This window comes from Caballeronia sp. LZ034LL (genome assembly GCF_031451215.1).
Lineage (GTDB): Bacteria > Pseudomonadota > Gammaproteobacteria > Burkholderiales > Burkholderiaceae > Caballeronia.
Genome location: NZ_JARUXR010000002.1, coordinates 178642 through 204468 on the forward strand (window position 1 = coordinate 178642; position 25827 = coordinate 204468).

At 65.6% G+C, this 25827-nt stretch carries 27 protein-coding genes; 11 read left to right on the forward strand and 16 right to left on the reverse strand.

Going from position 1 to position 25827, the window contains the following annotated elements; translation table 11 throughout:
- The first annotated feature begins 59 nt into the window (after positions 1 to 59).
- Entirely contained in the window at positions 60 to 449 is a 390-nt protein-coding gene (locus QCE83_RS15225) for a hypothetical protein (protein ID WP_309812223.1), read from the forward strand.
- 1 nt (position 450) lies between these two features.
- Here the strand turns inward: QCE83_RS15225 and QCE83_RS15230 are convergent, their stop codons facing one another.
- Together QCE83_RS15230 and QCE83_RS15235 are read right to left on the reverse strand one after the other, a co-directional pair.
- The gene (locus tag QCE83_RS15230) at positions 451 to 780 is read right to left on the reverse strand and encodes a hypothetical protein (RefSeq protein ID WP_309812226.1); all 330 of its coding nucleotides are present in this window, start codon (positions 778 to 780) and stop codon (positions 451 to 453) included.
- Between the two features lie 76 nt (positions 781 to 856).
- Entirely contained in the window at positions 857 to 1441 is a 585-nt protein-coding gene (locus tag QCE83_RS15235) for a glutathione binding-like protein (protein WP_309812229.1), read from the reverse strand.
- Positions 1442 to 1669: 228 nt separating this feature from the next.
- On the opposite strand from QCE83_RS15235, the gene QCE83_RS15240 reads away from it, so the two are divergent.
- Entirely contained in the window at positions 1670 to 2791 is a 1122-nt protein-coding gene (locus QCE83_RS15240) for a GGDEF domain-containing protein (RefSeq protein ID WP_309812232.1), read from the forward strand.
- 18 nt (positions 2792 to 2809) lie between these two features.
- On the opposite strand, the gene QCE83_RS15245 is transcribed toward QCE83_RS15240, so the two are convergent.
- A complete protein-coding gene (locus QCE83_RS15245) occupies positions 2810 to 4093 on the reverse strand; it encodes a cystathionine gamma-synthase family protein (RefSeq protein WP_309812234.1) in 1284 nt (427 codons plus the stop codon).
- Between the two features lie 345 nt (positions 4094 to 4438).
- Here QCE83_RS15245 and QCE83_RS15250 point away from each other — a divergent pair, with 345 nt between their 5' ends.
- The 3 genes from QCE83_RS15250 to QCE83_RS15260 all read left to right on the forward strand — a co-directional run bounded on the left by QCE83_RS15250 (position 4439) and on the right by QCE83_RS15260 (position 10142).
- Positions 4439 to 8512 (forward strand): bifunctional nitrate reductase/sulfite reductase flavoprotein subunit alpha, encoded by a 4074-nt coding sequence (locus QCE83_RS15250; RefSeq protein WP_309812237.1) that lies wholly within the window; start codon positions 4439 to 4441, stop codon positions 8510 to 8512.
- A gap of 71 nt (positions 8513 to 8583) precedes the next feature.
- Positions 8584 to 9354 (forward strand): precorrin-6A synthase (deacetylating), encoded by a 771-nt coding sequence (cobF, locus tag QCE83_RS15255; RefSeq protein WP_309812240.1) that lies wholly within the window; start codon positions 8584 to 8586, stop codon positions 9352 to 9354.
- Positions 9355 to 9368: 14 nt separating this feature from the next.
- Positions 9369 to 10142, forward strand: coding sequence for an SDR family oxidoreductase (locus QCE83_RS15260; RefSeq protein ID WP_309812241.1), 774 nt, complete (start codon positions 9369 to 9371; stop codon positions 10140 to 10142).
- 19 nt (positions 10143 to 10161) lie between these two features.
- Here the strand turns inward: QCE83_RS15260 and QCE83_RS15265 are convergent, their stop codons facing one another.
- The 5 genes from QCE83_RS15265 to QCE83_RS15285 form a co-directional block, all read right to left on the reverse strand.
- A complete protein-coding gene (locus QCE83_RS15265; RefSeq protein ID WP_309812243.1) occupies positions 10162 to 11040 on the reverse strand; it encodes an NAD(P)H-binding protein in 879 nt (292 codons plus the stop codon).
- A 75-nt stretch (positions 11041 to 11115) separates the two neighbouring features.
- Complete coding sequence (locus tag QCE83_RS15270) at positions 11116 to 11688, reverse strand: TetR family transcriptional regulator (protein ID WP_309812246.1); 573 nt, start codon at positions 11686 to 11688, stop codon at positions 11116 to 11118.
- A gap of 126 nt (positions 11689 to 11814) precedes the next feature.
- Complete coding sequence (locus QCE83_RS15275) at positions 11815 to 12396, reverse strand: ProQ/FinO family protein (RefSeq protein WP_309812249.1); 582 nt, start codon at positions 12394 to 12396, stop codon at positions 11815 to 11817.
- Between the two features lie 84 nt (positions 12397 to 12480).
- Positions 12481 to 12726, reverse strand: coding sequence for a hypothetical protein (locus tag QCE83_RS15280; protein ID WP_309812252.1), 246 nt, complete (start codon positions 12724 to 12726; stop codon positions 12481 to 12483).
- Positions 12727 to 12848: 122 nt separating this feature from the next.
- Positions 12849 to 13706 (reverse strand): oxidoreductase, encoded by an 858-nt coding sequence (locus QCE83_RS15285; RefSeq protein WP_309812254.1) that lies wholly within the window; start codon positions 13704 to 13706, stop codon positions 12849 to 12851.
- Positions 13707 to 13827: 121 nt separating this feature from the next.
- Between QCE83_RS15285 and QCE83_RS15290 the strand changes: the two genes are divergently transcribed.
- Together QCE83_RS15290 and QCE83_RS15295 are read left to right on the forward strand one after the other, a co-directional pair.
- The gene (locus QCE83_RS15290; protein ID WP_309812255.1) at positions 13828 to 14772 is read left to right on the forward strand and encodes a LysR family transcriptional regulator; all 945 of its coding nucleotides are present in this window, start codon (positions 13828 to 13830) and stop codon (positions 14770 to 14772) included.
- Between the two features lie 58 nt (positions 14773 to 14830).
- Positions 14831 to 15193: a DUF1493 family protein gene (locus QCE83_RS15295; RefSeq protein ID WP_309812258.1), complete on the forward strand. Its 363-nt coding sequence runs from the start codon at positions 14831 to 14833 to the stop codon at positions 15191 to 15193.
- A 4-nt stretch (positions 15194 to 15197) separates the two neighbouring features.
- On the opposite strand, the gene yghU is transcribed toward QCE83_RS15295, so the two are convergent.
- On the reverse strand, positions 15198 to 16073 hold the full coding sequence (gene yghU, locus QCE83_RS15300) for a glutathione-dependent disulfide-bond oxidoreductase (protein WP_309812261.1): 876 nt from the start codon (positions 16071 to 16073) through the stop codon (positions 15198 to 15200).
- A 123-nt stretch (positions 16074 to 16196) separates the two neighbouring features.
- On the opposite strand from yghU, the gene QCE83_RS15305 reads away from it, so the two are divergent.
- Both QCE83_RS15305 and QCE83_RS15310 read left to right on the forward strand, forming a co-directional pair.
- Positions 16197 to 16811: a TetR/AcrR family transcriptional regulator gene (locus tag QCE83_RS15305; protein ID WP_309812263.1), complete on the forward strand. Its 615-nt coding sequence runs from the start codon at positions 16197 to 16199 to the stop codon at positions 16809 to 16811.
- A gap of 185 nt (positions 16812 to 16996) precedes the next feature.
- On the forward strand, positions 16997 to 17404 hold the full coding sequence (locus QCE83_RS15310; protein WP_309812267.1) for a VOC family protein: 408 nt from the start codon (positions 16997 to 16999) through the stop codon (positions 17402 to 17404).
- 15 nt (positions 17405 to 17419) lie between these two features.
- Here QCE83_RS15310 and QCE83_RS15315 read toward each other — a convergent pair whose 3' ends face one another.
- The 3 genes from QCE83_RS15315 to QCE83_RS15325 are packed head-to-tail and all read right to left on the reverse strand — an operon-like array spanning position 17420 to position 21592.
- Positions 17420 to 18886 carry an efflux transporter outer membrane subunit gene (locus QCE83_RS15315; protein WP_309812271.1) on the reverse strand — a complete coding sequence of 489 codons (1467 nt, stop codon included), beginning with the start codon at positions 18884 to 18886 and terminating at the stop codon, positions 17420 to 17422.
- A gap of 20 nt (positions 18887 to 18906) precedes the next feature.
- Positions 18907 to 20472 carry an MDR family MFS transporter gene (locus QCE83_RS15320; RefSeq protein ID WP_309812274.1) on the reverse strand — a complete coding sequence of 522 codons (1566 nt, stop codon included), beginning with the start codon at positions 20470 to 20472 and terminating at the stop codon, positions 18907 to 18909.
- Positions 20465 to 21592: an HlyD family secretion protein gene (locus tag QCE83_RS15325; RefSeq protein ID WP_309812276.1), complete on the reverse strand. Its 1128-nt coding sequence runs from the start codon at positions 21590 to 21592 to the stop codon at positions 20465 to 20467. The genes QCE83_RS15320 and QCE83_RS15325 overlap by 8 nt, the downstream gene beginning before the upstream one ends.
- 190 nt (positions 21593 to 21782) lie before the next feature.
- Between QCE83_RS15325 and QCE83_RS15330 the strand changes: the two genes are divergently transcribed.
- Positions 21783 to 22448 carry a TetR/AcrR family transcriptional regulator gene (locus tag QCE83_RS15330; protein ID WP_309812280.1) on the forward strand — a complete coding sequence of 222 codons (666 nt, stop codon included), beginning with the start codon at positions 21783 to 21785 and terminating at the stop codon, positions 22446 to 22448.
- Here QCE83_RS15330 and QCE83_RS15335 read toward each other — a convergent pair whose 3' ends face one another.
- From QCE83_RS15335 to QCE83_RS15350, 4 genes are read right to left on the reverse strand one after another with little or no spacing between them, the layout of a single operon-like run.
- On the reverse strand, positions 22449 to 22829 hold the full coding sequence (locus QCE83_RS15335) for a TraR/DksA family transcriptional regulator (protein ID WP_309812284.1): 381 nt from the start codon (positions 22827 to 22829) through the stop codon (positions 22449 to 22451).
- A gap of 20 nt (positions 22830 to 22849) precedes the next feature.
- Complete coding sequence (locus tag QCE83_RS15340) at positions 22850 to 23653, reverse strand: family 1 encapsulin nanocompartment shell protein (protein ID WP_309812287.1); 804 nt, start codon at positions 23651 to 23653, stop codon at positions 22850 to 22852.
- Entirely contained in the window at positions 23646 to 24683 is a 1038-nt protein-coding gene (locus QCE83_RS15345) for a Dyp-type peroxidase (RefSeq protein WP_309812290.1), read from the reverse strand. Before QCE83_RS15345 ends, QCE83_RS15340 begins: the two co-directional genes overlap by 8 nt.
- Positions 24684 to 24722: 39 nt before the next feature.
- The gene (locus QCE83_RS15350; RefSeq protein ID WP_309812293.1) at positions 24723 to 25043 is read right to left on the reverse strand and encodes a DUF6566 family protein; all 321 of its coding nucleotides are present in this window, start codon (positions 25041 to 25043) and stop codon (positions 24723 to 24725) included.
- A 244-nt stretch (positions 25044 to 25287) separates the two neighbouring features.
- On the opposite strand from QCE83_RS15350, the gene QCE83_RS15355 reads away from it, so the two are divergent.
- Positions 25288 to 25827 carry a DUF4142 domain-containing protein gene (locus tag QCE83_RS15355; protein WP_309812296.1) on the forward strand — a complete coding sequence of 180 codons (540 nt, stop codon included), beginning with the start codon at positions 25288 to 25290 and terminating at the stop codon, positions 25825 to 25827.

The window sequence follows — 25827 nt, forward strand, 5'->3', positions numbered from 1 at the left end:
CAGGCTCGCGGTTTGCTCTCCTTCCCGCATGTGAATCACGCATTTTCAAGGGAGAAGCGATGAGAATCACCGATTACGATCAACGCGTCGAAGAACTCCAGCTTGCAATATCGAGCGCGTTCGAATCGCGCAAGAAACCGGCCGTCAGCGTGCTCGACGAAGAAGCGTCGGTGGTCATCAACGTGTCGTGGGTGACCGAGAGCGGCCGCGACACGACGCTCGACTCTCGCTGCAGCGCGTCGGTGCGCTTCACAACGGCGCAGCTGGAGCGCTATTCGTCAGTGGACATTGGCCGCCGCAAGATCATCCAGGGCCGGGTCGTGGAGGGCTTGCGCCAGGCGTTCGCGCAATCCGGCGGCACGCAGTCGGCGCCCGGCGCGTGTTCCCTCGAGATGCGCGCCGACGACGCCTGGTTCGTACCGCCCGAAACCTCAACTGAAGTTTTTTGACTTACATGCCCTGCGCGCCGGTGTTGCCGGTTGCCGGGCTGGTCGAGCCGTTCGAATCGTTCGCTTTGCCACCGTTCAGACGCGGCTGCATGCCGCCGGAACCCGGCGTCGTGCCCTTGCCGGCGGCGTTCGTGCCATTGGCCGTCCCGCCGATGCCCGTCTGGCCGGCGCCGATGGCATCGTCGGCAGGCGCGGTCGAATGGTTGGTCGCCGCGCTTTGTCCCTTCGAGGGTCCGTGACTCGCGCCGGACTGCGTCTGGTCGGCGGCGCTGGCGGTGCCGGCAAGACCCAGCATCAGGACGGACAGCGCGAGTGTTCTGCTTGCGTTCATGAGTAGTCTCCGTTGGATCGGGACGCCCGCCGATAGGCGAGGCGTGGTCCCTATCCACGCGCAAGCCGCGTTCCCCTCAATCCAGACCTTCGTGTTCGAATGCCAGCTTCACTGCCGGCCGTTCGCGCATGCGCTCGTAGAACGCCTGCAAAGGCGCGGGCGCGTCGATGCCCACATTCTTCGCCCACGTCAGCATGGTGAAGAGATAGGCATCGGCGACGCTCGCCTGATCGCCGAACAGATAGTCGCCCTTCATCATCTTTGCGATCAGTTCAAAACGCTGCCCGATCTTCTCGCGCCCCGCTGCCGCCTCCGCGTCCGACGACGGCTTGAACACACGGCCGAACTGCTTATGAATCTCGGTGGAAATGAACGCGAGCATTTCCAGCAGCCTCGATTGACCGTCCTCGCCCGATGGCGCGAGTTGCGGCGCGCGCTGCGCAACCCACGCAAGAATGGCGATGTTCTCGGTGAGACGCCGGCCATCGTCGAATTCGAGGACGGGCACGTAGCTCTTGGGATTGATGTCGTCGAAGGACTGGCCGTCCTCGGTCTTCTTGGTCTTCAGATCGACCTTCACGCGGTCGAAGTCGATGCCCGCTTCGTGCAGCGCGATGTGATCAGCGAGACTGCACGCGCCAGGCGCGAGATAGAGTTTCATTGCGGCTCCTTGGGTCGTGACCGCGGCATGCGGCAACCTCCGATGCGCGAGCAAGGTGCATGCCGCTGCACCGTCCCCCGTCGCCGCCGGACAGGGCGCGCAGGTATGATATCGGCCGTTGCTCGCAGATGAGCCTGTATGCCGCGATTCCGGACGCGTTGACGTCACCGAAGAGCGGCACGCCGTCGCCGACGGTCGAGTTTCCCGCACGCGCGTAGCGGCTTCCCCATGTTCCACACACCCGATACCGAAACACTCCGCCTGTGCAGCGTGCTCACGAGCATCGCGTTCGGGCTGGTCTTCGCCCTGTTCCGTTTTGGCGGCCGCCGCGAGGCTTACTTCGTGCACTGGTCGGCGAGCGCGTTCCTGTACGCGGCCGTGCTGATCGGCTTCGATTCCGCGCCGCGCGGCCAGCTGCTCGTCTTCAGCCTGCTGATGGGCGCGCTCGCCGCGACCAACATGCTGATCGTCTCGGGCCTGCGCGCCTTCGACGGCAAGCCGCCGTTCCGCCTCTGGATGCTCGCGCCGGTCGCGGGTTGCGCCGTGGCCCACGTGCTGCCGGTGCTGATCGCCGGACGCGGCCCCGGCACCGGCGCATGGACGCAGGCAGTCGATACGGTGACCATCGCCATCTCGGCGGGCATTGCGGGCGGTATCCTGCTCGCGAGCGGACGGCGCGACCAGAGCCGCGCGCGGCGCATCGCGGGGCTGGCCATCCTCGGTTATCTGCCGGGCTACGCGGTCGTGCTCGCGGCGATCTTTTCGATGACGCCGCGCATCAACTATCTCGCGCTGATCCCGATGCTCTCCGACCAGCTCTTGCTGGGCGTGCTCAATCTCGGCCTGCTCGCGATTCCCGCCGAACGTGCGCAACAGCGGCTGCGCGACGCCGCGCTGCGCGATCCGCTGACGGGCGCCTGGAACCGCGCGGGCTTCGACCGGCAGGCGGGGCGGCTGGCGTCGGCGGGCGCGACGGTGCTCGCCATCGACCTCGATCACTTCAAGCAGATCAACGACCGCCACGGGCATCTTGCCGGCGATACCGTGCTGATCGAACTCGCGCGGCTGGCGGGCGCCGAGGTGGCGTCGCTGGGCGGCGCGTTCGGGCGGCTGGGCGGCGACGAGTTCGTCGCCATCCTGCCGGCCTCGCGCGCGCCGGATGCGCAGGCCTGCGCGAGCCAGATCCACGAGGCCTGCCGCAAATACACCGAAGGCATGCCGGAATGGACGACGAGCATCGGCGTGTCGCAGATTATGCCCGGCGAAACCGGTCATCAGGCGGCGCTGCATCGTGCCGATGGCGCGCTCTATCGCGCGAAGCTGACGGGGCGCAACAAGCTGACCGCCTGACGCTTTTTTTGCTCGCCTTCAGCAGTGCTGCAACGCGTCCGACAAGTCCGCGATCAGATCGTCCGGATGTTCGAGCCCGACCGACAGCCGGATCAATCCCTCCGACACACCCGCCGCCGCGCGCACCTCCGCCGGCACGCCTGAATGCGTCGTGGAGGCCGGATGGCAGACCAGCGATTCCGTGCCGCCGAGACTCACCGCCGACCTGAACAGCGACAGCCCGTTGATGAGCCGGAACGCCTGCTCGCGGCCGCCGTCGAGCACGAACGCGAAGGTCGAGCCCGGACCGCTGCACTGGCGCCGGTACACGGCCTGATACGCCGCGTCGTCGATCAGTTCCGGATGCAGCACCTTCACCGGCCTGAACGGATTGTCCGCGAGCCAGCGCGCGACCGCCGTGCCGCTGCGCGCGGCGCGTTCCATGCGCAGCACGAGCGTTTCCATCGAGCGCGCGATCATCCAGCACGAATGCGGGTCGAGCTGCGAGCCGAGCGTGCCGCGGATCGCGCGCAAGGTCTTGATGAGCCCCGCCGGACCGGTGATGCCGCCCGCCACCAGGTCGCTGTGCCCGCCGATGTACTTGGTCAGCGAGTACACACACAGATCGACGCCGTGCTGCGCCGGCTTCTGGAACAGCGGCCCGAGCAGCGTGTTGTCGCACACCGAAAGCGGACGATAGCCGTGACGTTGCGCGAAGCCGTCGAGTTCGCGGCGCAGTGCGTCGAGATCGAACAGTGCGTCGGTGGGATTGGCCGGCGTTTCGACGTAGCACATCGCCACCTTGCCGGTTTGCGCGGCGGCGTCCAGCGCGGCGCGCAGCGATTCGGGCGAGAGGCCGTCCGCGATCGGATGCGAATGCACGCCCCATTCGGGCAGGAACTTCGACATCAGCGTTTCCGTGCCGCCATACAGCGGCACGGACTGCACCACGCAGTCGCCGGGACGCAGGAAGGCCAGCAGGACGGCCGCGATGGCCGCCATGCCGCTCGATGTCGCGAGCGCGGCCTCGGAGCCGTCGAGCAGCGCAAGGCGGTCCTCGATAATCTCCAGGTTCGGATGATTGAAGCGGCTGTAGACCAGCCCGGCGCTTTCGCCTTCGGGCAGCGGCTTGCGGCCCGCGACCATGTCGAAGAACTCGGCGCCGTCCTCGGCCGTGCGGAACGCGAAAGTCGAGGTCAGGAACACGGGCGGCTTGACCGATCCCTCCGACAAGAAGGGATCGTAGCCATACGACATCATCTGGGTCTCGGGATGCAGTTCGCGGTCGCCGATCTTGCGCTTGTGATAGGTGCGGTAGGCCATGCTTCGCTCCGGCTGGTTGAGGGTAGTTCTGGCTCATGCTAACCGGAACTATCGGAGGGCACGGTGCACGGTCGATGCACGCCGATGGTGCTGCGTTGCACCATGCCGCGCCTTGCGGTCACGCCCGCAAAAACCACTCAAAGCCCCGCCACACAACGCTCCCGGCACGTCAGGCCCGCATGGCCCGGAAGTTGCCTTGACTGAAGCCTCCGGTTCAATGGCGAGCCGGGGCTCGATGGCTTGACCGCTCGCGCGCTGCGCGATCCCGACAACGGCGTCCACGGATTCTGTCTCCGACAGCATCCGGAGGACGCCTTTTTGTTTTTGTAGACCCGAACGATGGCGATGACGGCAAGAACGGTCGATACGGTGTGTCCTTACTGCGGCGTAGGCTGCGGGATGACGCTGCACGTCGAGAACGAGCAGGTCATCAAGATTTCCGGCAACAAGGATCATCCGAGCAACTACGGGCGGCTTTGCACCAAGGGCTCGTCGGCGCACGTGGCGCTGCGCAAGTCGGGCCGGCTGGAGAAGGCTTTCGTGCGGCACGCGCGCCATGCCGATCCCACGCCGATGCCGCTCGAACGCGCGCTCGACGACACCGCCCGCCGCCTGCGCGCGATCCTCGACACGCACGGTCCCGATGCGCTGTCGTTCTACGTCTCCGGCCAGATGTCGATCGAGGCGCAGTACCTCGTCAACAAGCTGGCGAAGGGTTTCATCGGCACGAACAATATCGAGTCGAATTCGCGGCTGTGCATGGCGAGCGCGGGTAGCGGCTACAAGCTGTCGCTGGGCGCGGACGGTCCGCCCGGCTCCTACGAGGACTTCGACCGCGCGAACCTGTTCTTCGTGACCGGCGCGAACATGGCCGACTGTCATCCGATCCTGTTCCTGCGCATGATGGATCGGGTGAAGGCGGGCGCGAAGCTGATCGTCGTCGATCCGCGCCGCAACGCCACCGCCGATAAAGCCGATCTCTTCATGCAGATCCGCCCCGGCACCGATCTCGCGCTGCTCAACGGCCTGCTGCATCTGCTGCACGCGAACGGCCACACGGACGCCGGGTTCATCGCCGCCAACACACAGGGCTGGGACGAGATGCCAGCGTTTCTTGCCGACTACACGCCGGAGAAGGTCGCCGCGCTCACCGGCATTCCGGAACGCGATCTGCGTCAGGCGGCGCAGTGGATTGGCGAGGCGCCCGAATGGATGAGCTGCTGGACCATGGGCCTCAACCAGAGCACGCACGGCACCTGGAACACGAACGCCATCTGCAACCTGCATCTCGCGACGGGCAAGATCTGCCGTCCGGGCAGCGGCCCGTTTTCGCTGACCGGCCAACCCAACGCGATGGGCGGCCGCGAAATGGGCTATATGGGCCCCGGCTTGCCCGGCCAGCGTTCCGTGCTGGCGGAGGCGGACCGCGCGTTCGTCGAAGGCATGTGGAAGGTGCCGCCGGGCACGCTGCGCACGGAGGTGGGCGGCGGCACCATCGACCTGTTCGCGCGCATGAAGACCGGCGACGTCAAGGCGTGCTGGATCATCTGCACGAATCCGGTGGCGAGCGTCGCGAACCGCGCGACGGTCGTGGAAGGCTTGCAGGCGGCGGAGCTCGTCATCACGCAGGACGCCTTTCTCGATACCGAGACCAACCGTTACGCCGACGTGCTCCTGCCCGGCGCGCTGTGGGCCGAGGCGGAAGGCGTGATGATCAACTCGGAGCGCAACATGACGCTCACGCAGAAGGCCGTCGAGCCGCCGGGCGACGCGCTGCCGGACTGGCAGATCATCGCGCGCGTGGCGTGCGCGATGGGCTTCGCCGACGCCTTCACTTATGCGAGCGCCGCCGAGGTGTTCGACGAAATCACGCGCTTCGCCAATCCGCAGACCGGCTACGACCTGCGCGGCGCCAGTCATGCGCGGCTGCGCGAGACGCCGCTGCAATGGCCCTGCGCGCCGGACGGCGGGCGCGAGCGCAATCCGATCCGTTATCTCGACGCCGCTACCTCGCGCCCCAGGTTCGCGACGCCGCATGGCAAGGGCGTGTTCTTCGCGCGTCCGCATGTCGATCCGAAGGAACTGCCGGACGCCGATTATCCCGTCGTGCTCAATACGGGCCGCTTGCAGCATCAGTGGCACACGATGACCAAGACCGGCAAGGTCGCGATGCTGAACAAGCTGAACCCGGCACCGTTCGTCGAACTGCATCCGGACGACGCGGCGTCGCTGGGCGTGACGCAGAAGGATCGCGTCGAGATCCGCTCGCGGCGCGGCCGTGCAGTGCTGCCGGCCGTCGTGACCGAGCGCGTGCGTCCCGGCAACTGCTTCGCGCCGATGCACTGGAACGACATGTTCGGCGACGACCTGTGCATCAACGCGGTCACGAGCGACGCCGTCGATCCGCTCTCGCAACAACCGGAACTGAAGTTCTGCGCGGTGGCGCTGAGCCGCGTCGAACCAGAAGTCCACATCGACATCAACACTCCCACTCCGCAGCAGGAAAACGCCATGTCCCGCCTCGACGCCCTTTCGACGCTCCTCGGTATCGGCGAGGTCGCCGCGCCCGCGCTGAGCGACACCGACCGGCTGTATCTCGCGGGCTTCGTCAGCGGACTGCGTTCAGGCGGAAGTGAAGCGCGCGGCGTGCCCGTGCTGCCCGCCGCCGCGCCGTTCAATGTTGCGACACGCGTCTGGGTCGATGGACTGCTCGCCGGAGTGTTCAGCCGTGGCGAAGCGCCGCCCCTGATCACCCATGCCGACGCGCCCGAGCCTGAACTGCAGATCGCGCATACGCGGCCCAAGGTCGCGTTGCTGTGGGCGTCGCAGACGGGCAATGTCGAATCGCTGGTCGAGTCCTATGCCACGCAACTGATGGAATCCGGCTTCGAGATCCGCACGGCGTGCATGTCCGACTGCGCCGTCGCCAGTCTCGCGAAGTCGCACTATGTGCTGCTGATGACCAGCACGTTCGGCGATGGCGACGCGCCCGACAACGGCCAGGACTTCTGGTCCGCGCTCAAGGCCGCCGATGCGCCGCGCCTCGAGTCGCTGCGCTACGCGGTGCTGGCCTTCGGCGACACGAGCTACGACGCGTTCTGCGGCCACGGCCGCAATCTCGATGCGCGTCTCGCGGAACTGGGCGGCGAGCGCCTGCTGGCGCGAACCGATTGCGACACGGACTTCCAGACCGCCGCCGATGGCTGGCTCGCGCGGATCATCGCCCGCATCAAGGACGACGACGCGGCGCTGCACGCGGTGCCCGCGCAGGGCGCGATTCCCGACGTGCTAAGCCTGGGCGCCGCGAGCAAGGCGCGTCCGGCGCCGTCGCGGCTGCTGCGCAACGTGCGGCTGAACCATCCGGGCGCGGCCAAGGACACGCGTTCGTTCGCGTTCTCGACGGCAGAATCCGGCCTCGACTACGAAGCCGGCGACGCGCTCGGCGTATGGCCGACCAACTGTCCCGAACTCGTCGGCGAAGTGCTGAGCCTGACGAAGCTCGACGCCGATGCGCCCGTGCACGTTTCAGGCTCAGGCGAGATGCGGCTCGCCGATGCGCTGGCCACGCACTACGAGATCGCCCGACCGAGTCCGGAGGCGTTGAAACTGATCGCAGCGCGCACGGCCGGCCCGGCGCTGCGGCAACTGCTCGGCGACGAGCGCAAGCACGAGCTGAAGTCCTGGCTGTGGGGCCAGCAACTCGCGGATGTGCTGCACGAGCATCCGGCGTCGCTGTCGGCGGATGAACTGCTCGGCGTGCTCAAGCGCATGCAGCCGCGCCTGTACTCGATTTCGTCGAGCCCGAAGGCGCATGCGGGCGAAGTGCATCTGACCGTTTCGGCAGTGCGCTACGACAATGGCCGCCGCAAGCGCAAGGGCGTGTCATCGACGTTTCTCGCCGACCGCGCCCACGATGCCGACGTGCCGCTGTTCGTGCAGAAGAGCGCGCATTTCCGTCCGCCGCGCCAGGGCGACACGCCGATGATCATGGTCGGTCCCGGCACCGGCGTCGCGCCGTTTCGCGGCTTCCTGCACGAACGCCGCGCGCGCGGCGACACGGGACGCAACTGGCTGTTCTTCGGCGAGCAGCATGCGGCCACCGACTTCTACTATCGCGAGGAACTCGAAGGCATGAGCCGGTCGGGCCTGCTGAACCGTTTCGACACGGCGTTCTCGCGCGACCAGCATGACAAGGTCTACGTGCAGGACCGCATGCGCGAGCAGGGCGCCGAGCTCTGGTCGTGGCTGCAGGACGGCGCGCACTTCTACGTCTGCGGCGATGCGAGCCGCATGGCGAAGGACGTCGATGCCGCGTTGCGCGAGATCGTCGCTCGGCATGGCGGACTCACGGACGAGCGGGCGGCGGAGTATGTGTCCTCGCTCGCGCGCGACAAGCGCTATCTGCGCGACGTGTACTGACCCGAGCGGCAGGCCCTCGCAGTGAATGCCGTTACACTCCGTGCTCACGGTTCGGAAAGTTGGAGCATGGAGTGAAGCGAATCCTCATCATCGGCATCGGGGCGGGCAATCCGGAATACGTCACGGTTCAGGCCATCAACGCGCTGAATCAGGCCGACGTGTTCTTCGTGATGGACAAGGGCGAAGCGAAGGCGAAGCTCATCGCGCTGCGTCACGAGATCATCGAGCGCTATGTGAAGGAGCGCGACTACCGGATCGTCGAGGCGACCAATCCGGAACGCCGGCGCGATACCGCCAGCTATACCGATGCCGTCGACATCCTGAACCGCGACAAGCAAGCGGTGTTCGAGCGGCTGATCGGCGAGGAATTGCGCGACGGCGAATGCGGCGCGTTTCTCGTCTGGGGCGATCCCTCGCTGTATGACAGCACGATGCGCATTGTCGAGGCCATCGTCGCGAGCGGGCGGCAGGCGTTCGAATATGAGGTGATTCCGGGCATCAGCAGCGTGCAGGCACTGGCGGCGAAACATCGCGTGGCGCTCAACGCGATTGGCCGCGCGGTCGAGATCACCAATGGCCGCGGCATCGCCGAAGGCTTTCCCGAGCGCGCCGACAGCGCCGTGGTGATGCTCGACGCGCAGAACGCGTTCCGGCAACTGGCGCACGAGGATCTCGACATTTTCTGGGGCGCGTATGTCGGCACCGACGACGAGATCCTCATCTCCGGTCCGCTGCGCGACGTGATGGACGAGATCGAGCACGTGCGCGCCGAAGCCCGCGCGCAGCACGGCTGGATCATGGACACCTATCTGCTGAAGCGCCGCACGCCGTCGCGCGACTGACACGGAGGCCTTACTTGAACCGCATTCTCAATCTCTTCGATCTCACCGGACGCCGCGCGTTGATCACCGGCTCCAGCACCGGCATCGGCTTCGCGCTGGCGCGCGGTCTCGGCGGCGCGGGCGCGCAGGTCGTGCTCAATGGCCGCGATCAGGCGCGCCTCGACGACGCGCTCAGCCAGCTCCGCGCCGAAGGCATCGCGGCGCAGGCAGCGCGGTTCGACGCGACCTCGCCGGAACAGGTGACTGAAGCGATCGCGCGCATCGAGGCCGACAGCGGTCCGATCGACATTCTCGTCAACAACGCCGGCATGCAGCGCCGCGCGGCGCTGGAGACGTTCTCGCACGAGCAATGGCGCACGCTGATGCAGACCAACGTCGACAGCGTGTTCCTCGTCGGGCAGGCGGTCGCGCGCTTCATGATCGGACGCGGCGCGGGCAAGATCATCAACGTGTGCTCGGTGCAGAGCGAACTCGGGCGGCCGAACATCGCCGCCTATACCGCCACCAAGGGCGCGGTGAAGATGCTCACCAAAGGCATGGCGATCGACTGGGGTCCGCACGGGATCCAGGTCAACGGGCTCGGGCCGGGCTATATCAAGACCGAACTGACCGACGCGCTCGTCAACGACGAAGCGTTCAGCGCGTGGCTGATCGGCCGCACGCCGTCGCGTCGCTGGGGCGAGGTCGAGGATCTCGTCGGCGCGGCCGTGTTCCTGGCCAGCGACGCGTCGCGCTTCGTGAACGGCCACGTGCTCTACGTGGACGGCGGCGTGACGGCGACGCTGTAGGGCCGCGTATGCCCTTGCATTACTCGAATGCCGCGCGATTCGCCTCGACGAATTCGCGCACGGTCTGCGGCGCACGCCCCGTGATCTCGCCGATCACGCCGTCCGCGCCCGCGAAGATGCCGTTCTGATAATCGACGGCAATCGCGACGAAATGCTGGATCAGGAATTCGGGCAGCTTGTAGTGCTCGAGGTGCTTCCGGTAGTCGTCGAGCGACGACGGCTGGTAGGTGACCGTACGGCCGAGCGTCGCGCCAATTTCATCGGCGATCTGCTGCTGATTCATCTCCACCGGCCCGCACAACGTGAGCGTCTTGCCGATATGCCCGTCAGGCTGCGTGAGCACGGCGGCAATCAGACGCGCCTGGTCTTCGGCGGCGATCGGCGCGTGACGTCCTTCGCCATACGGCAGCGTGATGATGCCGTCGCGCACGATCTGATCGCGCACCCACGGGAACACCAGCCATTCGGAGAAGAAGGTCGGACGAATGTGCACGACAGGCACGCCCGACCAGTCCAGCACCCGTTCCGCGATCCAGTGGTCGCGCGCCGCGTGGCTCTGTGAATCCTCCCGCGCCGAAATCTGCGACATCTCCACGACCACGCCGACGTTCGCGCGCCGTGCCGCATCGGCGAAATAGGCGGCGGCCTGGATATAACCCGGGCGCACCGGATAGCACAGATACGCGCCATCGACGCCCTGCATCGCGCGGATCACGTCGTCGTGTTCGAGCAGGTCGCCTTCCACAATCTCTGCGCCGGCTTCGCGCAACGCTTCACTGCGCTCGTCCTGCTGGTGCACGAAGGCGCGCACCGCGTGACCCTGATCCAGAAGCTGGCGAATGGTATGGACGCCGGTCTTGCCGGTGGCGCCGGTGATGAGATAGGTGCGTCGTTGCATGATGCGTTCTCCGGGGTTGAAGTGTATATGCACTTTTGAGGCGATATGAAAGGCCCGACAGGCGGGCCATTGGGGTTACAGCGCTTCGAGATGTCGTCGTACGTCGTGCAGGACGGCCGTGGAGGCTTCCGGGTCGCCGATGATGCGCGCCATGGTGACGGCGCCGATCATCGCCGAGAGGGCGAACACGGCTTCAGAACGCGCCGCCCCGCGATGCCGGCGGCGAATGTGTTGCGCCATCACGTCGACCAACTGGTCGAAGCCGCGCGCGGCGGCGGTGCGGGTGTCGTCGTCCGCGTGCGCCAGTTCGCTGCCCATGCCGGCGAGCGGACAGCCGTGCTCGGGCGCGTCGCGGTGCTGTTCCGAGACGTAGGCCGCGACGATCGCCTGGAAGGCTTCCTTGCCCGCGAGTGCGCCGGCGGCGGCATCCAACGTGCCGATGACGTCGCCGATGCCGGCTTCACACGCCTCGGCGACCAGTTGATCCTTGGAGTCGAAATGCCGGTAGAACCCGCCGTGCGACAAGCCGGCGGCCGACATGATGTCGGCGACACCGGTGGCCTGAATGCCCTTCGACCTGAACGCGCGTGCAGCGACATCGACGATGCGCTGGCGCGTTTCAGCTGTTTCGGCGTTGGATTTACGCATGGCGTGCCGCTCCGTGACTGCATGTTTTAGATGATAGGGATCATCTAAAACGAAGTCAAATGCGGCAGAGGCAAGAATGAATTGCGCGGCGGCGCAGGCGGCAAACGCAGCCGCTGCGCCGCTGGATCAGGCGCTGGGCTTGGCGTCGGCTTCGGGGGCTTCCGCTGCTTTCGGCGTTTCCGCCGCTTCCGGTGCCTTAGGCGCTTCCGCCGCCTTCGGAGCCGCTGCGCTGCGCGCCTGGCGATTGTTCTCCAGATACACGGCGCGCGCCGCGTCGGCGGAAGTCACTTCGCCTGCTGCGGCGCCGGTCAGATCCACGCGTGCCGCGCCTTCCGCGAGGCTCGTCCAATAGCGATTGCCCCGGCACCACACCTTGATGGCGGCGCGCAGTTCGCGCTCGCTCAACTGCAACTCTTCGGCGTGTTTCATCAGATCTTCGAAGATGCCGACCTTGAGCGGCTTCTTCGGCGCGGGATTCTTCGGGAAGGCGAGCGGGAAGCGCTTTTGCAGCTTGCCGATGGTATGCACGACCGGATCCACGGGCTTCGCGGGCGCAGCCGGCGGCGGAGGAGGCGTGGGCGCAGGCGCGCGCCGCGCGCGAGGCGGCTTCTTCGCCTTGGCGGCCTTGCTTTGTGCCGCTTCCTGCTCGGCTTGCCTGGCCTGCTGCGCGAGTTGTTTTTTCAGTCCTGCGAGTTGTTCGAAGCCCATTACTTCCTACCTGTGGAAAACGTACGCCGATTTTATCAGCCCCGATCGACGCTTTCCCGGACCGGGCCTCGCGCCGTAACCGTTCTAGGTGTCCGAAGCGGGATCGTCGGCGCCGAGCCGTTCGAGCAATTCCTCGACCTGCTGCAACTGCTTCGGCAGCAGATCCCCGGCGCTGCGAAGCTTTTCCAGACGCTGCCGCCAGTACGCAGGCGGCAGCGCGGGGTGATCGTCCCGCGCGGACGACTCGATCGCAAGCCGCAGATGCGCCAGATCGGCGTCTGTGAGGGCGAGGCGGCGGGCGTCGGTCAGTCTCTGTTTTTTGCGGTTCATGCCGCTTTTCTGTGTGCTTTTAATAAGCTCCTATGGTGCATGGAGTGTCCATGAGGCGCATACCCTACTTTCGTAGGTGCACGAAAGCAGGGGCGCGCTGACTTGGGGGTGAAACAAAGCGCTCAGACGGCGAAGTCGGTAGAGCTCGACAGCGTTTGCCATGCGGCGGTTTCGGCCGTGACGTACGCGTTCTTCTCCGCGATCGCCCGCAGCGTGTCCGTGCCGAGCGCGAGGCGCAGCGGCGGGTTGGGCGCGTCGGCGAGCGTGACGAGCGCGGCGGCGAGCTTCTGCGGATCCCCGGGCTGGTTGTGATTCATCTCGACGGCCAGACGGCGGATCTGTCCCGAAGTCGCGTCATAGTCGCCGATCACCTCCTGGCCGACCGTCAGCGACGACGCGTCCAGAAAGTCCGTGCGGAAATAGCCCGGCTCGACGACGGTGGCATGCACGCCGAGCGGCTGCAATTCTGCGTGCAGCGCCTCGGTGATGCCCTCGACGGCGAATTTCGTCGAGCAATACACGCCGAAGCCTGCCGCCGAGCGATAGCCGCCCACCGAGGACATGTTCATCACGTGTCCGGCGCGCTGGCGGCGCATGACGGGCAGCACGGCGCGCGTGACGTTGAGCAGCCCGAAGACGTTGGTGTCGAACATGCGGCGCACGTCGGCATCGCTGGATTCCTCGATGGCCGCGAGCAGGCCGAAGCCGGCGTTGTTCACCAGCACGTCGATGCGGCCGAACGCGCCGATGGCGGCGTCGACGGCGGCCTTTGCCTGGCCTTCGTCGGTGACGTCCAGCGCGACCGGCAGCAGGGCGGGCGAAACGCCCAGGCGTTCGGTGATGGCCGCGGCGTTGCGGCCGGTGGCGACGACGGCGTGACCGGCGTCGAGCGCGGCTTGCGCGATCAGCGCGCCCAGTCCGCGCGAGGCGCCGGTGATGAACCAGACGCGCTTGTATTGCGAGGTGTTGACGTTGCTCATGATGTGCTCCGTTGTGTCGGTGGTGAGGGTGTAACGAAGCTTAGGCCGACGGATTCGCTCAAACTAGTGAGGCAACGTTAGACTGATAATCAACTTTTATTTGCGAATCGGGAGTCCGGCGATGAACGAAGTCCGCGCGATTTCGATCTTCGTGCGCACCGCGACGCTGGGCAACCTGCGGCGGGCGGCGGTCGATCAGGGGATCTCGCCGCAGGCGGCGAGTCACGCGGTGATGCAGCTGGAGAAGTCGCTTGGCGTGCGGCTGTTTCATCGGACGACGCGCAAGCTGAGCCTGACGGAAGAGGGGCAGCGGTTGTTGCAGAGCGTCGAGCCGGCGCTTGCGGTGCTGACGTCCGCACTCGCCGATGCGCGCCGCGCCAAGGAAGAGATTGCCGGACCGTTGCGCATCAGCGCGCCGAAGGCGCTGAGCCGGGCGCTATGGCCCTCGGTGCTCGAATTCGCGACGCTTTATCCGGACGTGCAGCTCGACGTCCGTTTCGATGACCATTTCACCGATCTCGTCGAGGAACGCGCGGATGTCGGCCTGCGTGGCGGCTCGCCGCCGGCGGGCGGTGCGATCGCGCGGCGGCTGGTGCCCATTCAGCTGATCGTGTGTGCGGCGCCGGCGTATGTCGAACGGCATGGCGCGCCGCGCACGGTCGACGAACTCGCCGCGCATCGCTGCACGGGGTATCGGCGGGCGAATACGGGAAAGCAGGCGCCCTGGGAATTCATGATGGGCGACGAGATCGTGTATCGGGAGATCGAGGCTTCGCTGTGCGCGAACGATGTCGACGCCGAAACGGACACCGTGCTCGCGGGGCTGGCGATCGGGCAGTTGGGCAGCTTTTCGGCGGTCCCGGCGATTCGCGACGGCCGGCTCGTGCCCTTGCTGACGAAACATCTGACGCAGCGCGAAGCGATCTATATCCACTATCGACGGCGGACCGAGCAGCCGTTGCGCGTGCGGACCTTTATCGATTTCATGATCGAAAAGCTTGCTGATAACCGGGATTTTTATCTCACGACGGCGGAGGTGCGGGGAGGGGGGCAGGTGGGGCGGTAGTTATACAAAATTTTTCGATGCGGTGGCGGTGGTGCGGTAAAAGCGTTCAGCACGATCCATGGCCGGGGAGACTCAATTGCTGAAGTCGCTTGAAGCATTCATCAGAAAGGAAGCATGCATCTCTCCGGAGAAGCCAATTACACCGGAGATGACCATCGCGCTCGACCTTGGTCAACAGGGAGACGATGCCGATATCTTCATGCAGCGGTTCTTCGAAGCGTTCGAGGTCGACGAAGGCGACTACGATTTTCGTCGCTACTTTCTGATGGAAGGCGAGGGCGTTCTATATCACCTCATCACGCGATTCATTCTGCGAAAACGCCACTCGACAACCAAAGAGCCTCTGACGGTGGGCATGCTGCGAGACGCCATCGCTCGCGGCAGGTGGGATGCCGCATCGCTCGCAACGCATGCCGATTGACCGCCTACTCCGCCCCCGCCAGCTTGTCCTGCGTGCGCGTCTCGAAGTCGCCCGCATCATGCCGTTCATGCAACTGCTCCGACGGCTCGCCAAACGTCCGATTGACCATCCGGCCACGCTGCACGGCCGGCCGCGCGTCGATCTCGCTGGCCCAGCGCTGCACGTGCTTGTATTCATCGACGGCAAGGAACTCCGCCGCGCCGTACAACCGGCCCTTCGCAAGCCCGCCGTACCATGGCCAGATGGCGATGTCGGCGATGGAATAGTCATCGCCCGCAATGTAGCGATGCTCGGCGAGACGCTTGTCGAGCACGTCCAGCTGACGCTTCGTTTCCATGGCGAAGCGGTCGATCGGATATTCCATCTTGCTCGGCGCATACGCATAGAAATGGCCGAAGCCGCCGCCGAGATACGGCGCGCTGCCCATCTGCCAGAACAGCCAGGACAGCACTTCGGCGCGTTCGCTGAAGTCGGTCGGCACGAACTCGCCGAACTTCTCCGCGAGATACAGCAGGATCGCGCCGGACTCGAACACGCGCACCGGCGTGGGACCGCTGCGATCGACGAGCGCGGGAATCTTCGAGTTCGGATTCGCGCCGACAAAGCCGCTGCCGAACTGGTCGCCATCGCCGATGCGGATGAGCCACGCGTCGTATTCGGCGCCCTTGTGACCGCGCGCGAGCAGTTCCTCCAGCATCACCGTGACCTTCACGCCATTCGGCGTGGCCAGCGAATATAGCTGCAACGGATGTTGTCCGACGGGAAGCGGCTTGTCGTGTGTCGGTCCGGAGATCGGACGATTGATGCTGGCGAACTGGCCGCCGTTGTCCTTGTTCCAGGTCCAGACCGTGGGCGGCACGTACTCGGGGGTCTCGCTCATGTTCGAAGCTCCTGCGCCAGATGGATGAGTTCCGGCGAGGTTAGCAGGTCGCCGGAAACGCTGCTTGGACGGGCCGCGCTCCGGTCCTTTGTACAATCGACGCCGGTTCCACAGGAGAAAGGCATGAGCCAGCAGCGCCCATCGCACAAAGCTTTCCGGCCTCGCAAGCGGCCGGCGCAGTCGCGCTCGGAGGCGACGGTGGCGTCCATCGTCGAGGCCGCGGCGCAGGTGCTCGAAACAGAAGGCTTCGAAGGATTCAACACGAATGCCGTGGCGCAGCGCGCGGGCGTCAGCATCGGCTCGCTTTATCAATACTTTCCGGGCAAGGATGCGCTGACCGTCGCGCTGATCCGGCGCGAAACCGGACGCTTTCATCAGGACGCGCTGACCGCGCTGACCAAGCGTAGCGGCAAGGCGGCGCTCGAATATCTGATCGGGGCCGCCGTACGGCAGCAGTTGCAGCGGCCGATGCTCGCACGCCTGCTCGACATCGCCGAAGGGCGTCCTGCCATACAGCTTGAAGTGGACGGCTCGCAGATGAATGACCTGGTGATGGCGGTGGTGAAGCGCGCCGCGCCGAAGCATCCTCGTCCGGAGGTCGCGGCGGGCGATCTGTTCGCCATGCTGCACGGCATGGTCGATGCGGCAGGCGAGCGCGGCGAAACCGATCTCGACGATCTCGAACGACGCGTGCAAGCAGCGGTGTTCGGTTATCTTGCGCGAAGCGTCGGAGATTGAATGTGAGCAAGCGGCCTTCCGCTTCGGCTCGACCAAAGGAAAAAGCCCTTCCAAAAAGGGCTTTTTTGCATTTCCACGAGCCTCGCCAAAGCGAGTAGTGAATGTGAGCTTTTGCTTATATTCTGACTGTCATGGAGCGACGGCGGCAAGGGGCCGCACCGGCTCTACTCCTTGAGACACACACCATGACAGACTCGATCAAGAGCATGAAGCTCAACCACCTCAGCTTTCCCTCGGCCGATACCGCTGCAACCGCGCGCTTCTTCGAACACTATCTCGGCTTCACGATCGCGGGCAGCTGGGACGAGTCGTATATCCTCAAGCGTCCCGGCTTCGATGTGGTCATCGATCATGTCGGCGATCACACGCCGTCTTATCCGCGCGCGTTTCACGTCGGCTTCGAGCTGCCCACGCTCGATGACGTCCAGGCCTTGCATGAGCGCTTCACGGCGGACGGCGTGGAAATGGAAACTGCCGTGTTCAACAACGGGCGTGGTTCGCGATTCTTCTGCCGCGCGCCGGGCGGCGTGATGTTCGAGTTGAACACGCGCTCGGACGCGTCAGCGGAATATCGCGGAACGTTCGACGAATAAGACGCATCAGGCGCCTCAGGCGCCGCGCGGGTCCTGCCAGCCGAGCCCGAGACTCTTCTGCAGCGACACGAAGTCCTTCAGCAGTTCGGCCTGCGCCGCGACCACGTCCTGCTGCGCGGCGAACTGCGTGCGCTGCGCGTCGAGCAGATCGATGAGCGTCGAGACACCCGCGCGATAGCGTTGCCGCACGAGCGTGACGGAGCGTTCCGCTGACGCCTCCACTTGCTGCAAACGCACCACATGCTCGCGCTGATTGCCATAGCGCGACAGCGACGAATTCGCGTCCTTCAGCGCGCCGAGCACGGTCTTCTCATAGCGCGCCTCGGCTTCTTCGCGCGAGGCCCGAGCCGTATCGACGCTTGCCGCCGTGCGCCCGAAGTCGAACAGGTTCCATTGCAGATACGGCACGCCGACCCACGAGAAATTCTGCTTGCGCAACAGATGCCCCGGGTCCGCCGCCGAGAAGCCGATATCGCCGAGCAGCGACACCTTCGGGAAATAGTCGGCGATATGCTCGCCGATTTGCGCATTGCTCGATGCCAGCCGACGTTCCGCCGCGCGGATATCAGGACGCTGTTGCAGCATCGCAGCGGGGTCGCCGATGGCCACCGTCGCCGGCAGCACCGGCAACGGTGCGCGCGCAGCGAGTTCGCCGTCGAGCGCGCCGGGCGCGCGGCCCGTCAGCACGGCCAGTTGATCCAGCGAATCGGTGATCTGCACCTGCAAGGGCACGAGCGTGGCGCGCGTGGTATCGACCTGCGTGGTCAGGCGTTCGACATCGACCTGCGCCGCCGTACCGCGCGCGCGGCGCTGCTCGGTCAGGTCGAGCATCTGTTGCTGATATTCGGCCGTGCGTTCGGCGAGCGCGAGCCGCTCTTGCTGGTCGCGCAAGTCGATATACGCCGATGCCACCTCGGCCGCCAGCGACACCTGCGTGTCCGAGAGATCGGCGTGCACGGCATCGGCTTCATCGGACGCAGCCTCGATCGCGCGGCGCGTGCCGCCGAACAGATCGATCTCCCACGAAGCATCGAAGCCCACGGTATAGAAGTCCACCGGACCGCGCCCGGTCGATGCCGGCGCGCCGCCGTCATCCGACGAACTGAAGAACGACGTATCCGGCGATCGCATGCGCAACGCCGCCGCCGAGCCCGACACCTTCGGCAACTCGTTCGCGCGCTGTCCACGCAGTTGCGAGCGGGCCTGACGCAAGCGTGCCTGCGCCATCTTCAGATCCGGATTGTGCGTGAGCGCGGCATCGATCAGCGTGTTCAGTTGCGGATCGTTCAATGCCTGCCACCACGCCGCGGGCGCATGCGTCGCGACGATACCCTCGGCTGGCGCGCGCACGAAGGCGCCGTTCTTTGCGGAGTCCGGCGCGATCTCGGGCGCGCCATGATAGTCAGGGCCGACCGTGCAGGCGGCCAGCGCGAACGCGGTCAGCGCAAGCAGGGCAGTGAAGCGGATAGTGCGAGGAAACATCGTCGAAAGATTCATCACGATCAGTGGCCCGCTGAGGGCGTCTCGCCGGCTTGCGCGCGCGGCGTCTTGAGCAAAAGCGCGAGCGGCAGACATGCGAGCAGCGCGATCGCCAAAATATAAAAAGTTTCGGAGTAGGTCATGACGACGGCCTGCTGGCCGATCTGCACCGACAACTGGCCAAGCGCCTGCATCTTCGCGTGCGCCATGTCGCCGCCCTGCGCGAAGAAGCTGGCGGCGCTCGACGCCATGCGCTCCTGACCGATCACCGAATTGGCCGTCACGGATTCGCGGATCGCGGCGGTATGGAAGTCGTTGCGCCGGTCGATCACCGTGCCGATGATCGCCAGCCCCACCGAGCCGCCGAGATTGCGCGCCATGTTGTAGAGGCCCGCGGCATCGCCGGATTCTTCACGCGAGACCGCGGCCATCGACGCCTGATTGAGCGGCATCATCGCGAGCATCTGTCCGAAGCCGCGCAGGATCTGCGACCAGAAGAAGTCATGGCCGACGCTCTGCGCAGTCAGGGAGATGTCCAGCAGGCAGCTTCCCGCAAAGAACAGCAGGCCCATGATGACCAGCACGCGAAAGTCCACCTTGCCGAGCAGGCGCGGCAATATCGGCATGATGAGAAAGGCCGGCACGCCCGACACCAGCATGATCGCGCCCGACTGCAACGCGTTATAGCCCGCGACGATGCTGAGAAACTGCGGCAGCAGGAACGACACGCAATAGAGCCCCGCGCCGACCGCGAACACGATCAGGATGACGCTCGCATAGCGCGGGTTGCGCAGCAGCGAGAGCCGCACGATGGGCTTCTTCGCGATGAACTGCGAGATCGCGATCAGCAACATGCCGAAGAGGGTCACGCACGTGAGCATGACGATCTCGCTCGACTCGAACCATTGATTGCGCTGGCCTTCCTCGAGCACGACCGTGAGCGAACTCAGGCCGATGGCCAGGCCCGCAATGCCGATCCAGTCGGCCTTCAGGAAGGCTTCCCAGTGCGACTTCTCGGCCGGCAGTCCGGTGACCAGCAGCGCGACCAGCGCGATGCCCACCGGCACGTTCACGAAGAAGCACCACGACCACGAGATGTTCTCCGCGAGCCAGCCGCCGAGCACCGGGCCGAGCAAGGGTCCGAGCAGCACGATCAGGCCGAAGATCGTCATGCCGACCGGCATCTGTTCGCGCGGCAGCCGCGTGCGGATGATGGTCTGCGCGGTCGGGATCATCGCACCGCCGGTGAAGCCTTGGCCGATGCGGCCCGCGACCATCATCGGCAACGAATGAGAGAAGCCGCACATCACCGAGAACAGCGTGAACAGCACCGCGTTGCCAAGCAGGAAGTTGCGCAGGCCGAACACGCGCGTGAGCCACGCGGCAAGCGGGATCATCACGATCTCGGACATCAGGTAACCGGTCGAGATCCACGTGCCTTCGGTGCCGGTCGCGCCGATCTCACCCTGGATCTGCGGCAACGCCGAGTTGGTGATCGAGATGTCGAGCGTGGCCATCAGCGCGCCGAGTGCGCCGGCCGTCACCGCAATCCAGTCGGTGGCGCTCGCGCGTGCGTGCGACTCACTCATGACGATTCTCGTCGGCGATGCGTTTGCTGTCGTCGGTGGCGGACTTCGTATCGATGTCGACCGTTACCGACAGACCCGGCAGCAGCACCTTGCGCGTCTCCGGACCGGTATCGACACGAATGCGCACCGGCACGCGCTGCACGATCTTCGTGAAGTTGCCGGTGGCGTTTTCCGGCGGCAACAACGCGAACTGCGCACCCGTGCCAGGCGCGAAGCTCTCGACGACGCCATGCAGGTCCGTGCCTTTCAAGGCGTCGACATGCAGCGTCGCCGGCTGTCCGATACGCATGCGGCCGACCTGCGTTTCCTTGAAGTTCGCTTCGAGATAGACCGACTCCACCGGCACCACTGTCATCAGCCGCGTGCCGGGCTGCACATACTGGCCGACGCGCACCGTACGATCGCCGACACGGCCCGCCACCGGGCTGAACAGCGTGGTGTCGTTGAGGTCGAGCTTCGTCTGATCCATTTGCGCCTGCGCCGCTTCCAGCTGCGCGCGCGCCTGGGCGATCTGCGCTTCGGTCGCGCCGATCTGCGTCGCCGCCGCGCGCGCCGCCGCGAGATTCGCGGTCAGCGTGGCGCGCGCCTGATCGCGTGTGGACACGAGGCTCGTGAGACGCTCGGCGCTCTCGGCGCCGGTCGCCACCAGCGGGCGATAGCGGTTCACGTCGTCTTCCGCGTGCGCGAGGCTGACGCGCGCCACTTCGGCCTGCGCCTTCGCCTGATCCGCGTTGGCATGCTGCTGCGTGAGCTCGGCCTGGGCGCGCTGGATGTCGGCGGCGCGGGCATCGAGCGTGGCTTGCGCCTGATCGAGCGAGGCCTGGTACTGGCGCGTGTCGAGCTTCGCGAGCGGCGCGCCCGCCGCGACGGTCTGGTTGTCGCCGACCAGCACTTCCGTGATGTAGCCGCTCACCTTCGGCGCGATGGTCACGCTGTCGGCCTTGAGGTAGGCGTCATCGGTGGTTTCGATGAAGCGGCCCACCGTCCACCAGCGCACGCCCCACGCGATGCCGGCCACGACCGCGACGATGCCGACCACGATCAGCAGGCGCTTGCGTGACGATTTGCCTTGGGCCGCGTCAGCGGGCTGGTCGCCGTGCGTGGGCGCTGTGACAGACATGTTTTCTCCGGGAGCTTTCGCGCTGCCGCCTGGGTGCGGTAGCCTTCGATGAAGAGCAGAACGGCGAGCGCGCCTGCGGCAAGATGCCGGTTGCATTGCACTCGCCAAACTAGACGATGGCGTCTAGTATGCATGAATCTAGACGCCAGCGTCTAGTTCGTAAAATTGTGGAACGAAACAAGGAACATGAATGAAGAAGCCCCGGCCCGGCAATGAAAGCGAACTGCAAGATCCCGAACGGACCAGCGCGGCCCGTTCGCCGTTGCAGGCGCGCGGCCGTGCGCGCATCGAGGCAGTGCTCGATGCCACGGCGGAACTGATCGTGGAGAAAGGGCTGACGGGCGTGACGATGCATGGCGTGGCGCGTCAGGCGCAGACGCCGATCGGCTCGATGTATCACTTTTTTCCGGACCGCGACAGCTTGTTGAAAGCGTTGTGGGACCGCCACATTGCCGCGTTCGGCGAACTCGAGGACGAGCTCGCGCAGACCGACACGGAGACGTGGAAGGCCTTGTCGGCGGCGGCGGTGATCGAGCGCATCATGAGCCCGCACATCCGCTACTTCGAGCAGCATCCGGATTGCCTGATCCTGATGTCGGTGATGCCGCACGACGACGAGAAGGGCAAGCGCAAGTCCGACATGCTGCGCCGCGTGCTCGATGCGCGCATGCCGCATGTGAAGCCCGCCGAACGCGCGCTGTATGTGGAGATGATTCGCGCGCTGGCGGGCGGCGCGCTCGCGATCAAGCTGCGCCCCGCCATGGGCGATGTGCAGCTCGCACAGCGTTATCTGCGCGAGGTGGAGCGGGCGCTCGCGGCTTATCTCGCGGCGGTAGAGGCGGCCGTATCGAAGTAATTAACGGCCCGCTTCGCGCCGCTCCTGTTCCTCGACGGTCAGGATGGCTTCCGGCATCGCATCGAGGCGCGCCTTTGGAATGGGCACGCCGCTTTCGTCGGACAGGCCATACGTGCCCTCGGCGATTTTTTGCAACGCGCGCTGGATGTCGCCGATGCGCTGATCGTTCACATCGCGCAATGCCTGATTCGCGACGTCCTGTTCCATGCGCTGCGCTTCGTCTTCGAATTCCTGCGCCTCTGCGCCGTGCTCCAGTTGCTGGCGCCGCTCGCCGGCGATGCCGCCTTCCTCGGTGCCGAGCAGATCATGCTGCATGGCTTCGAGCCGTGCACGCTGCTGCGCGATGTAGTCGTCGGTCAAACCGCTCTGGTTGATGGCCATGGTCGTGCTCCTTTTGAACCCTATTCGCCCGTGGCGATGGACACGGACGCTTCGCTCGTCAGCATCAGGAAAGTCAGCGTTTCGCGCAGGTAGAGCTGGACCGTGGTGTCGGTATGGCTCGTGTAGCCGATCGACAGGTCTTGGCCGAGGTACAGCTCATAGTCGCCGCCGCGCGTCGACAGCACGCAGCCGCCCTGCAACGCGGGGGCCCACACCAGGTCGCCGCTGACGATGCGCTTGATGTGCTGGATCACCGGATAGCCCTGATCGCTTGCTTCGGCCAGCGCCGTATAGGCATCGGCGCCGAGCAGCACGGAGTAGGGGCCGTCGACGCCCGCGAGCCGCAGCTTCTCCAGCGCCTGGCTGATGGCGACGGGATAGTCGGCGACGTTGGTGGGCAGCATCGTCGCATCGTTCGAACTGCCCTCGCGGATGCCGACGATGCCCGCCGCCTTGTAGCCGTCGAAGATCGCGCTGTCTTCCGCGCGCGCGAGATCGCTTGCGGCGGTCTTGGCGGGTTGCCAGTCGCCGTCGTTCGAGCCGCGTTCGACGCTGTCGATGGACTCACGCTGCAACGTGAACGGCACCGTGAGTTCGACGACCCGGCGCACGTCATGCAGCTTCGCCATCACGCCTTGCGCGGGCGCGGCGATCGCGCTCTGATGACCGGTGCCGATGGCCGACAGCGCGCTGCCGCCGGCCTCCTTCACATCGACCACACGCCGCCCCGCGACGGAGCGCTTGAAGGTGCGGGCGACTTCCGCTTCGATCTGCGACCATGCGGCGCTTGAGATGGGCGCGAGCTCTCGATGCAGGTTATTCATGTTGTGACGTTCCTTTGAGTGAGCCGATGTTCAGGGAGCCTTCACTGCGGCTGCCCGGTTCGGGATTCGCGTCGGACGAGGCGGGTTCGGAGGGGCTGCGGTCGGGGAGTTCGTCGAGCAGGTCCGCGGAAGGCACGAAGAACAGGCCGCCGGTGATGGCGCGGCTGTAGTCGAGCAGGCGGTCGTAATTGCCCGGCGGCCGGCCGACGAACATGTTCTCGAGCATCTGCTCGATCGGCTTCGGCGCGCGCGCATAGCCGATGAAATAGGTGCCGAACTCCTTCGCTCCCGGACGTCCGAAGGCCATGTTGTGACGCAGGATCTTCACCTCGCGGCCGTTTTCGTCGATCGTCGTGAGCGAACTGTGCGAGCACGAAGGCTTGATCGAATCGTCGAGCTCGACATCGGACAGCTTCTCGCGGCCGATGATCCGTTCCTGCTGCTCGACCGTCAGGCCATTCCATGCCGCGAGGTCATGCAGGTACTTCTGCACCATCACATAGCTGCCGCCGGCGAACGACGCGTCTTCGTCGCCAACGAGGGTGTACTCCATCGCGCTGCGGCCTTGCGGATTCTCGGTGCCGTCGACGAAACCCACCATGTCGCGCAGATCGAAGTAGCGGAAGCCATGCACTTCGTCGACGACCGTGACCGCGTCGCCGAGCTTGGCGAGCAGTTGCGAGGCCAGTTCGAAACACAGGTCCATGTGGTCCGCGCGGATGTGCAGCAGGATGTCGCCCGGCGTGGCGATAGCGCGGCGCTCGCCCGCGCCCATTTCAATGAACGGATGCAGTTGCGCGGGACGCGGCGCGCCGAACAGGAAGTCCCACGCGTCGGAGCCGAAGCCGCACACGCAGGACAGGTTCGCGGCCGGCGCGCGCGTGCCGACCGCGCGGACCAGCGCCGCGATGTCGCCGCACCATGAGCGGACGACATCGGCCTTGTCATCGCCGCGCGCCACGGTGGCGACGAGGAAGATCGCACTACGGGAAATCGGATTGCAGACGGCTTGCGGTTCGGGTGTCGGCATCGGGGAAGATTTTTTGCTTTGATGAGGTTGATCGAAGGCTTACTTCGTGTGAACGAAGACATTGCCGGACAGGCGTTCGGCTTCCGCGCTGAACCAGGTCTGCGCGTGACGGCGCGTGGCGAGCCACGAGCGGTCGTCAGGGTGCTGGAGATGCTGGCGAATCATGCGGCGGGCGCGCTCGATGCCGTCGCGCACCGCTTCGTCGGCCGTGCGCCATTCGGGCTGCACGGTTTCGGGCCACGTGAAGGCCGACTTGCCGTCGTGACGGACGGTCAGATCGGCGACCCATGCGCCACGCTCGTTGCGCCGTGTCGCAATGGAGATTTCATGGCCGGCATACACGTCAAAGGCAGAGTCCATCTGTTCCTCCGATGCGGTTACGATCATATGATTCGGGCGGCGCTGGGTGCGTTCCGGGCTGCGCTGTTTTGACCGGCCGCGAAACACGGATCGAGGGTACCTCAAGTCTGTGTGGTGCATATTGCAGACTGGTGGGTGTCGAAATCGGGCGGTTCATCGTATCGGTTTCGTCGACGACAGAATTGCGGAAATGCACGCCTTCTTCGCGCGGCATTGCACATGAATGAACTTCGGGAGAATTTTCATGAAACGCCGAGGTGTAGTGACGGCATTGCTCATGCTGCCGGTTTTCATGACGCGCGCTCAGGCAGCGGAGGGACAGCTGAGCGAGGAACAGCGGCTGGGCATCGTCTTCGTCGCCAGTCAGGCCGAGATCGCCGCGGCGCAACTGGCCTTGCAGCGATCGGGGTCGAAAGGCGTACAGGTGTATGCGCGACGCATCATCGCGGAGCATGGTCAGGTGCAGCAGGAGATCGTCACGCTGACCGGCAGCGCCGGCTCGCAGCCGCAACGCAGCGCGACGAGCAACGCCATGACCAGGCAAGGCCAGGCGGACCTCGCCCGGCTCGACGCGTCGAGCATGTACGACTTCGATGACCTCTATCTGGAGCGCGAGACCGGCTATCTGGGCCAACTCGTCAATACCGTCGACGACGGCATCCGCACGACAGGCAATGCCGATGTAAAGGCGCTCCTCGGCCGCATGCGGCCTACGTTTATTCTGCAACTCGATCAGGCGCAGCGGTTGAGGATCCTGATCGGCAGCCGTGGATTGCGGCGATGA

Coding starts and splice junctions, on each gene's coding strand:
- QCE83_RS15225 (WP_309812223.1), top strand. CDS start 60: ATGAGAATCACCGATTACGATCAACGCGTCGAAGAACTCCAGCTTGCA.
- QCE83_RS15230 (WP_309812226.1), bottom strand. CDS start 780: ATGAACGCAAGCAGAACACTCGCGCTGTCCGTCCTGATGCTGGGTCTT.
- QCE83_RS15235 (WP_309812229.1), bottom strand. CDS start 1,441: ATGAAACTCTATCTCGCGCCTGGCGCGTGCAGTCTCGCTGATCACATC.
- QCE83_RS15240 (WP_309812232.1), top strand. CDS start 1,670: ATGTTCCACACACCCGATACCGAAACACTCCGCCTGTGCAGCGTGCTC.
- QCE83_RS15245 (WP_309812234.1), bottom strand. CDS start 4,093: ATGGCCTACCGCACCTATCACAAGCGCAAGATCGGCGACCGCGAACTG.
- QCE83_RS15250 (WP_309812237.1), top strand. CDS start 4,439: ATGACGGCAAGAACGGTCGATACGGTGTGTCCTTACTGCGGCGTAGGC.
- QCE83_RS15265 (WP_309812243.1), bottom strand. CDS start 11,040: ATGCAACGACGCACCTATCTCATCACCGGCGCCACCGGCAAGACCGGC.
- QCE83_RS15270 (WP_309812246.1), bottom strand. CDS start 11,688: ATGCGTAAATCCAACGCCGAAACAGCTGAAACGCGCCAGCGCATCGTC.
- QCE83_RS15275 (WP_309812249.1), bottom strand. CDS start 12,396: ATGGGCTTCGAACAACTCGCAGGACTGAAAAAACAACTCGCGCAGCAG.
- QCE83_RS15280 (WP_309812252.1), bottom strand. CDS start 12,726: ATGAACCGCAAAAAACAGAGACTGACCGACGCCCGCCGCCTCGCCCTC.
- QCE83_RS15285 (WP_309812254.1), bottom strand. CDS start 13,706: ATGAGCAACGTCAACACCTCGCAATACAAGCGCGTCTGGTTCATCACC.
- QCE83_RS15290 (WP_309812255.1), top strand. CDS start 13,828: ATGAACGAAGTCCGCGCGATTTCGATCTTCGTGCGCACCGCGACGCTG.
- QCE83_RS15295 (WP_309812258.1), top strand. CDS start 14,831: ATGGCCGGGGAGACTCAATTGCTGAAGTCGCTTGAAGCATTCATCAGA.
- yghU (WP_309812261.1), bottom strand. CDS start 16,073: ATGAGCGAGACCCCCGAGTACGTGCCGCCCACGGTCTGGACCTGGAAC.
- QCE83_RS15305 (WP_309812263.1), top strand. CDS start 16,197: ATGAGCCAGCAGCGCCCATCGCACAAAGCTTTCCGGCCTCGCAAGCGG.
- QCE83_RS15310 (WP_309812267.1), top strand. CDS start 16,997: ATGACAGACTCGATCAAGAGCATGAAGCTCAACCACCTCAGCTTTCCC.
- QCE83_RS15315 (WP_309812271.1), bottom strand. CDS start 18,886: ATGTTTCCTCGCACTATCCGCTTCACTGCCCTGCTTGCGCTGACCGCG.
- QCE83_RS15320 (WP_309812274.1), bottom strand. CDS start 20,472: ATGAGTGAGTCGCACGCACGCGCGAGCGCCACCGACTGGATTGCGGTG.
- QCE83_RS15325 (WP_309812276.1), bottom strand. CDS start 21,592: ATGTCTGTCACAGCGCCCACGCACGGCGACCAGCCCGCTGACGCGGCC.
- QCE83_RS15330 (WP_309812280.1), top strand. CDS start 21,783: ATGAAGAAGCCCCGGCCCGGCAATGAAAGCGAACTGCAAGATCCCGAA.
- QCE83_RS15335 (WP_309812284.1), bottom strand. CDS start 22,829: ATGGCCATCAACCAGAGCGGTTTGACCGACGACTACATCGCGCAGCAG.
- QCE83_RS15340 (WP_309812287.1), bottom strand. CDS start 23,653: ATGAATAACCTGCATCGAGAGCTCGCGCCCATCTCAAGCGCCGCATGG.
- QCE83_RS15345 (WP_309812290.1), bottom strand. CDS start 24,683: ATGCCGACACCCGAACCGCAAGCCGTCTGCAATCCGATTTCCCGTAGT.
- QCE83_RS15350 (WP_309812293.1), bottom strand. CDS start 25,043: ATGGACTCTGCCTTTGACGTGTATGCCGGCCATGAAATCTCCATTGCG.
- QCE83_RS15355 (WP_309812296.1), top strand. CDS start 25,288: ATGAAACGCCGAGGTGTAGTGACGGCATTGCTCATGCTGCCGGTTTTC.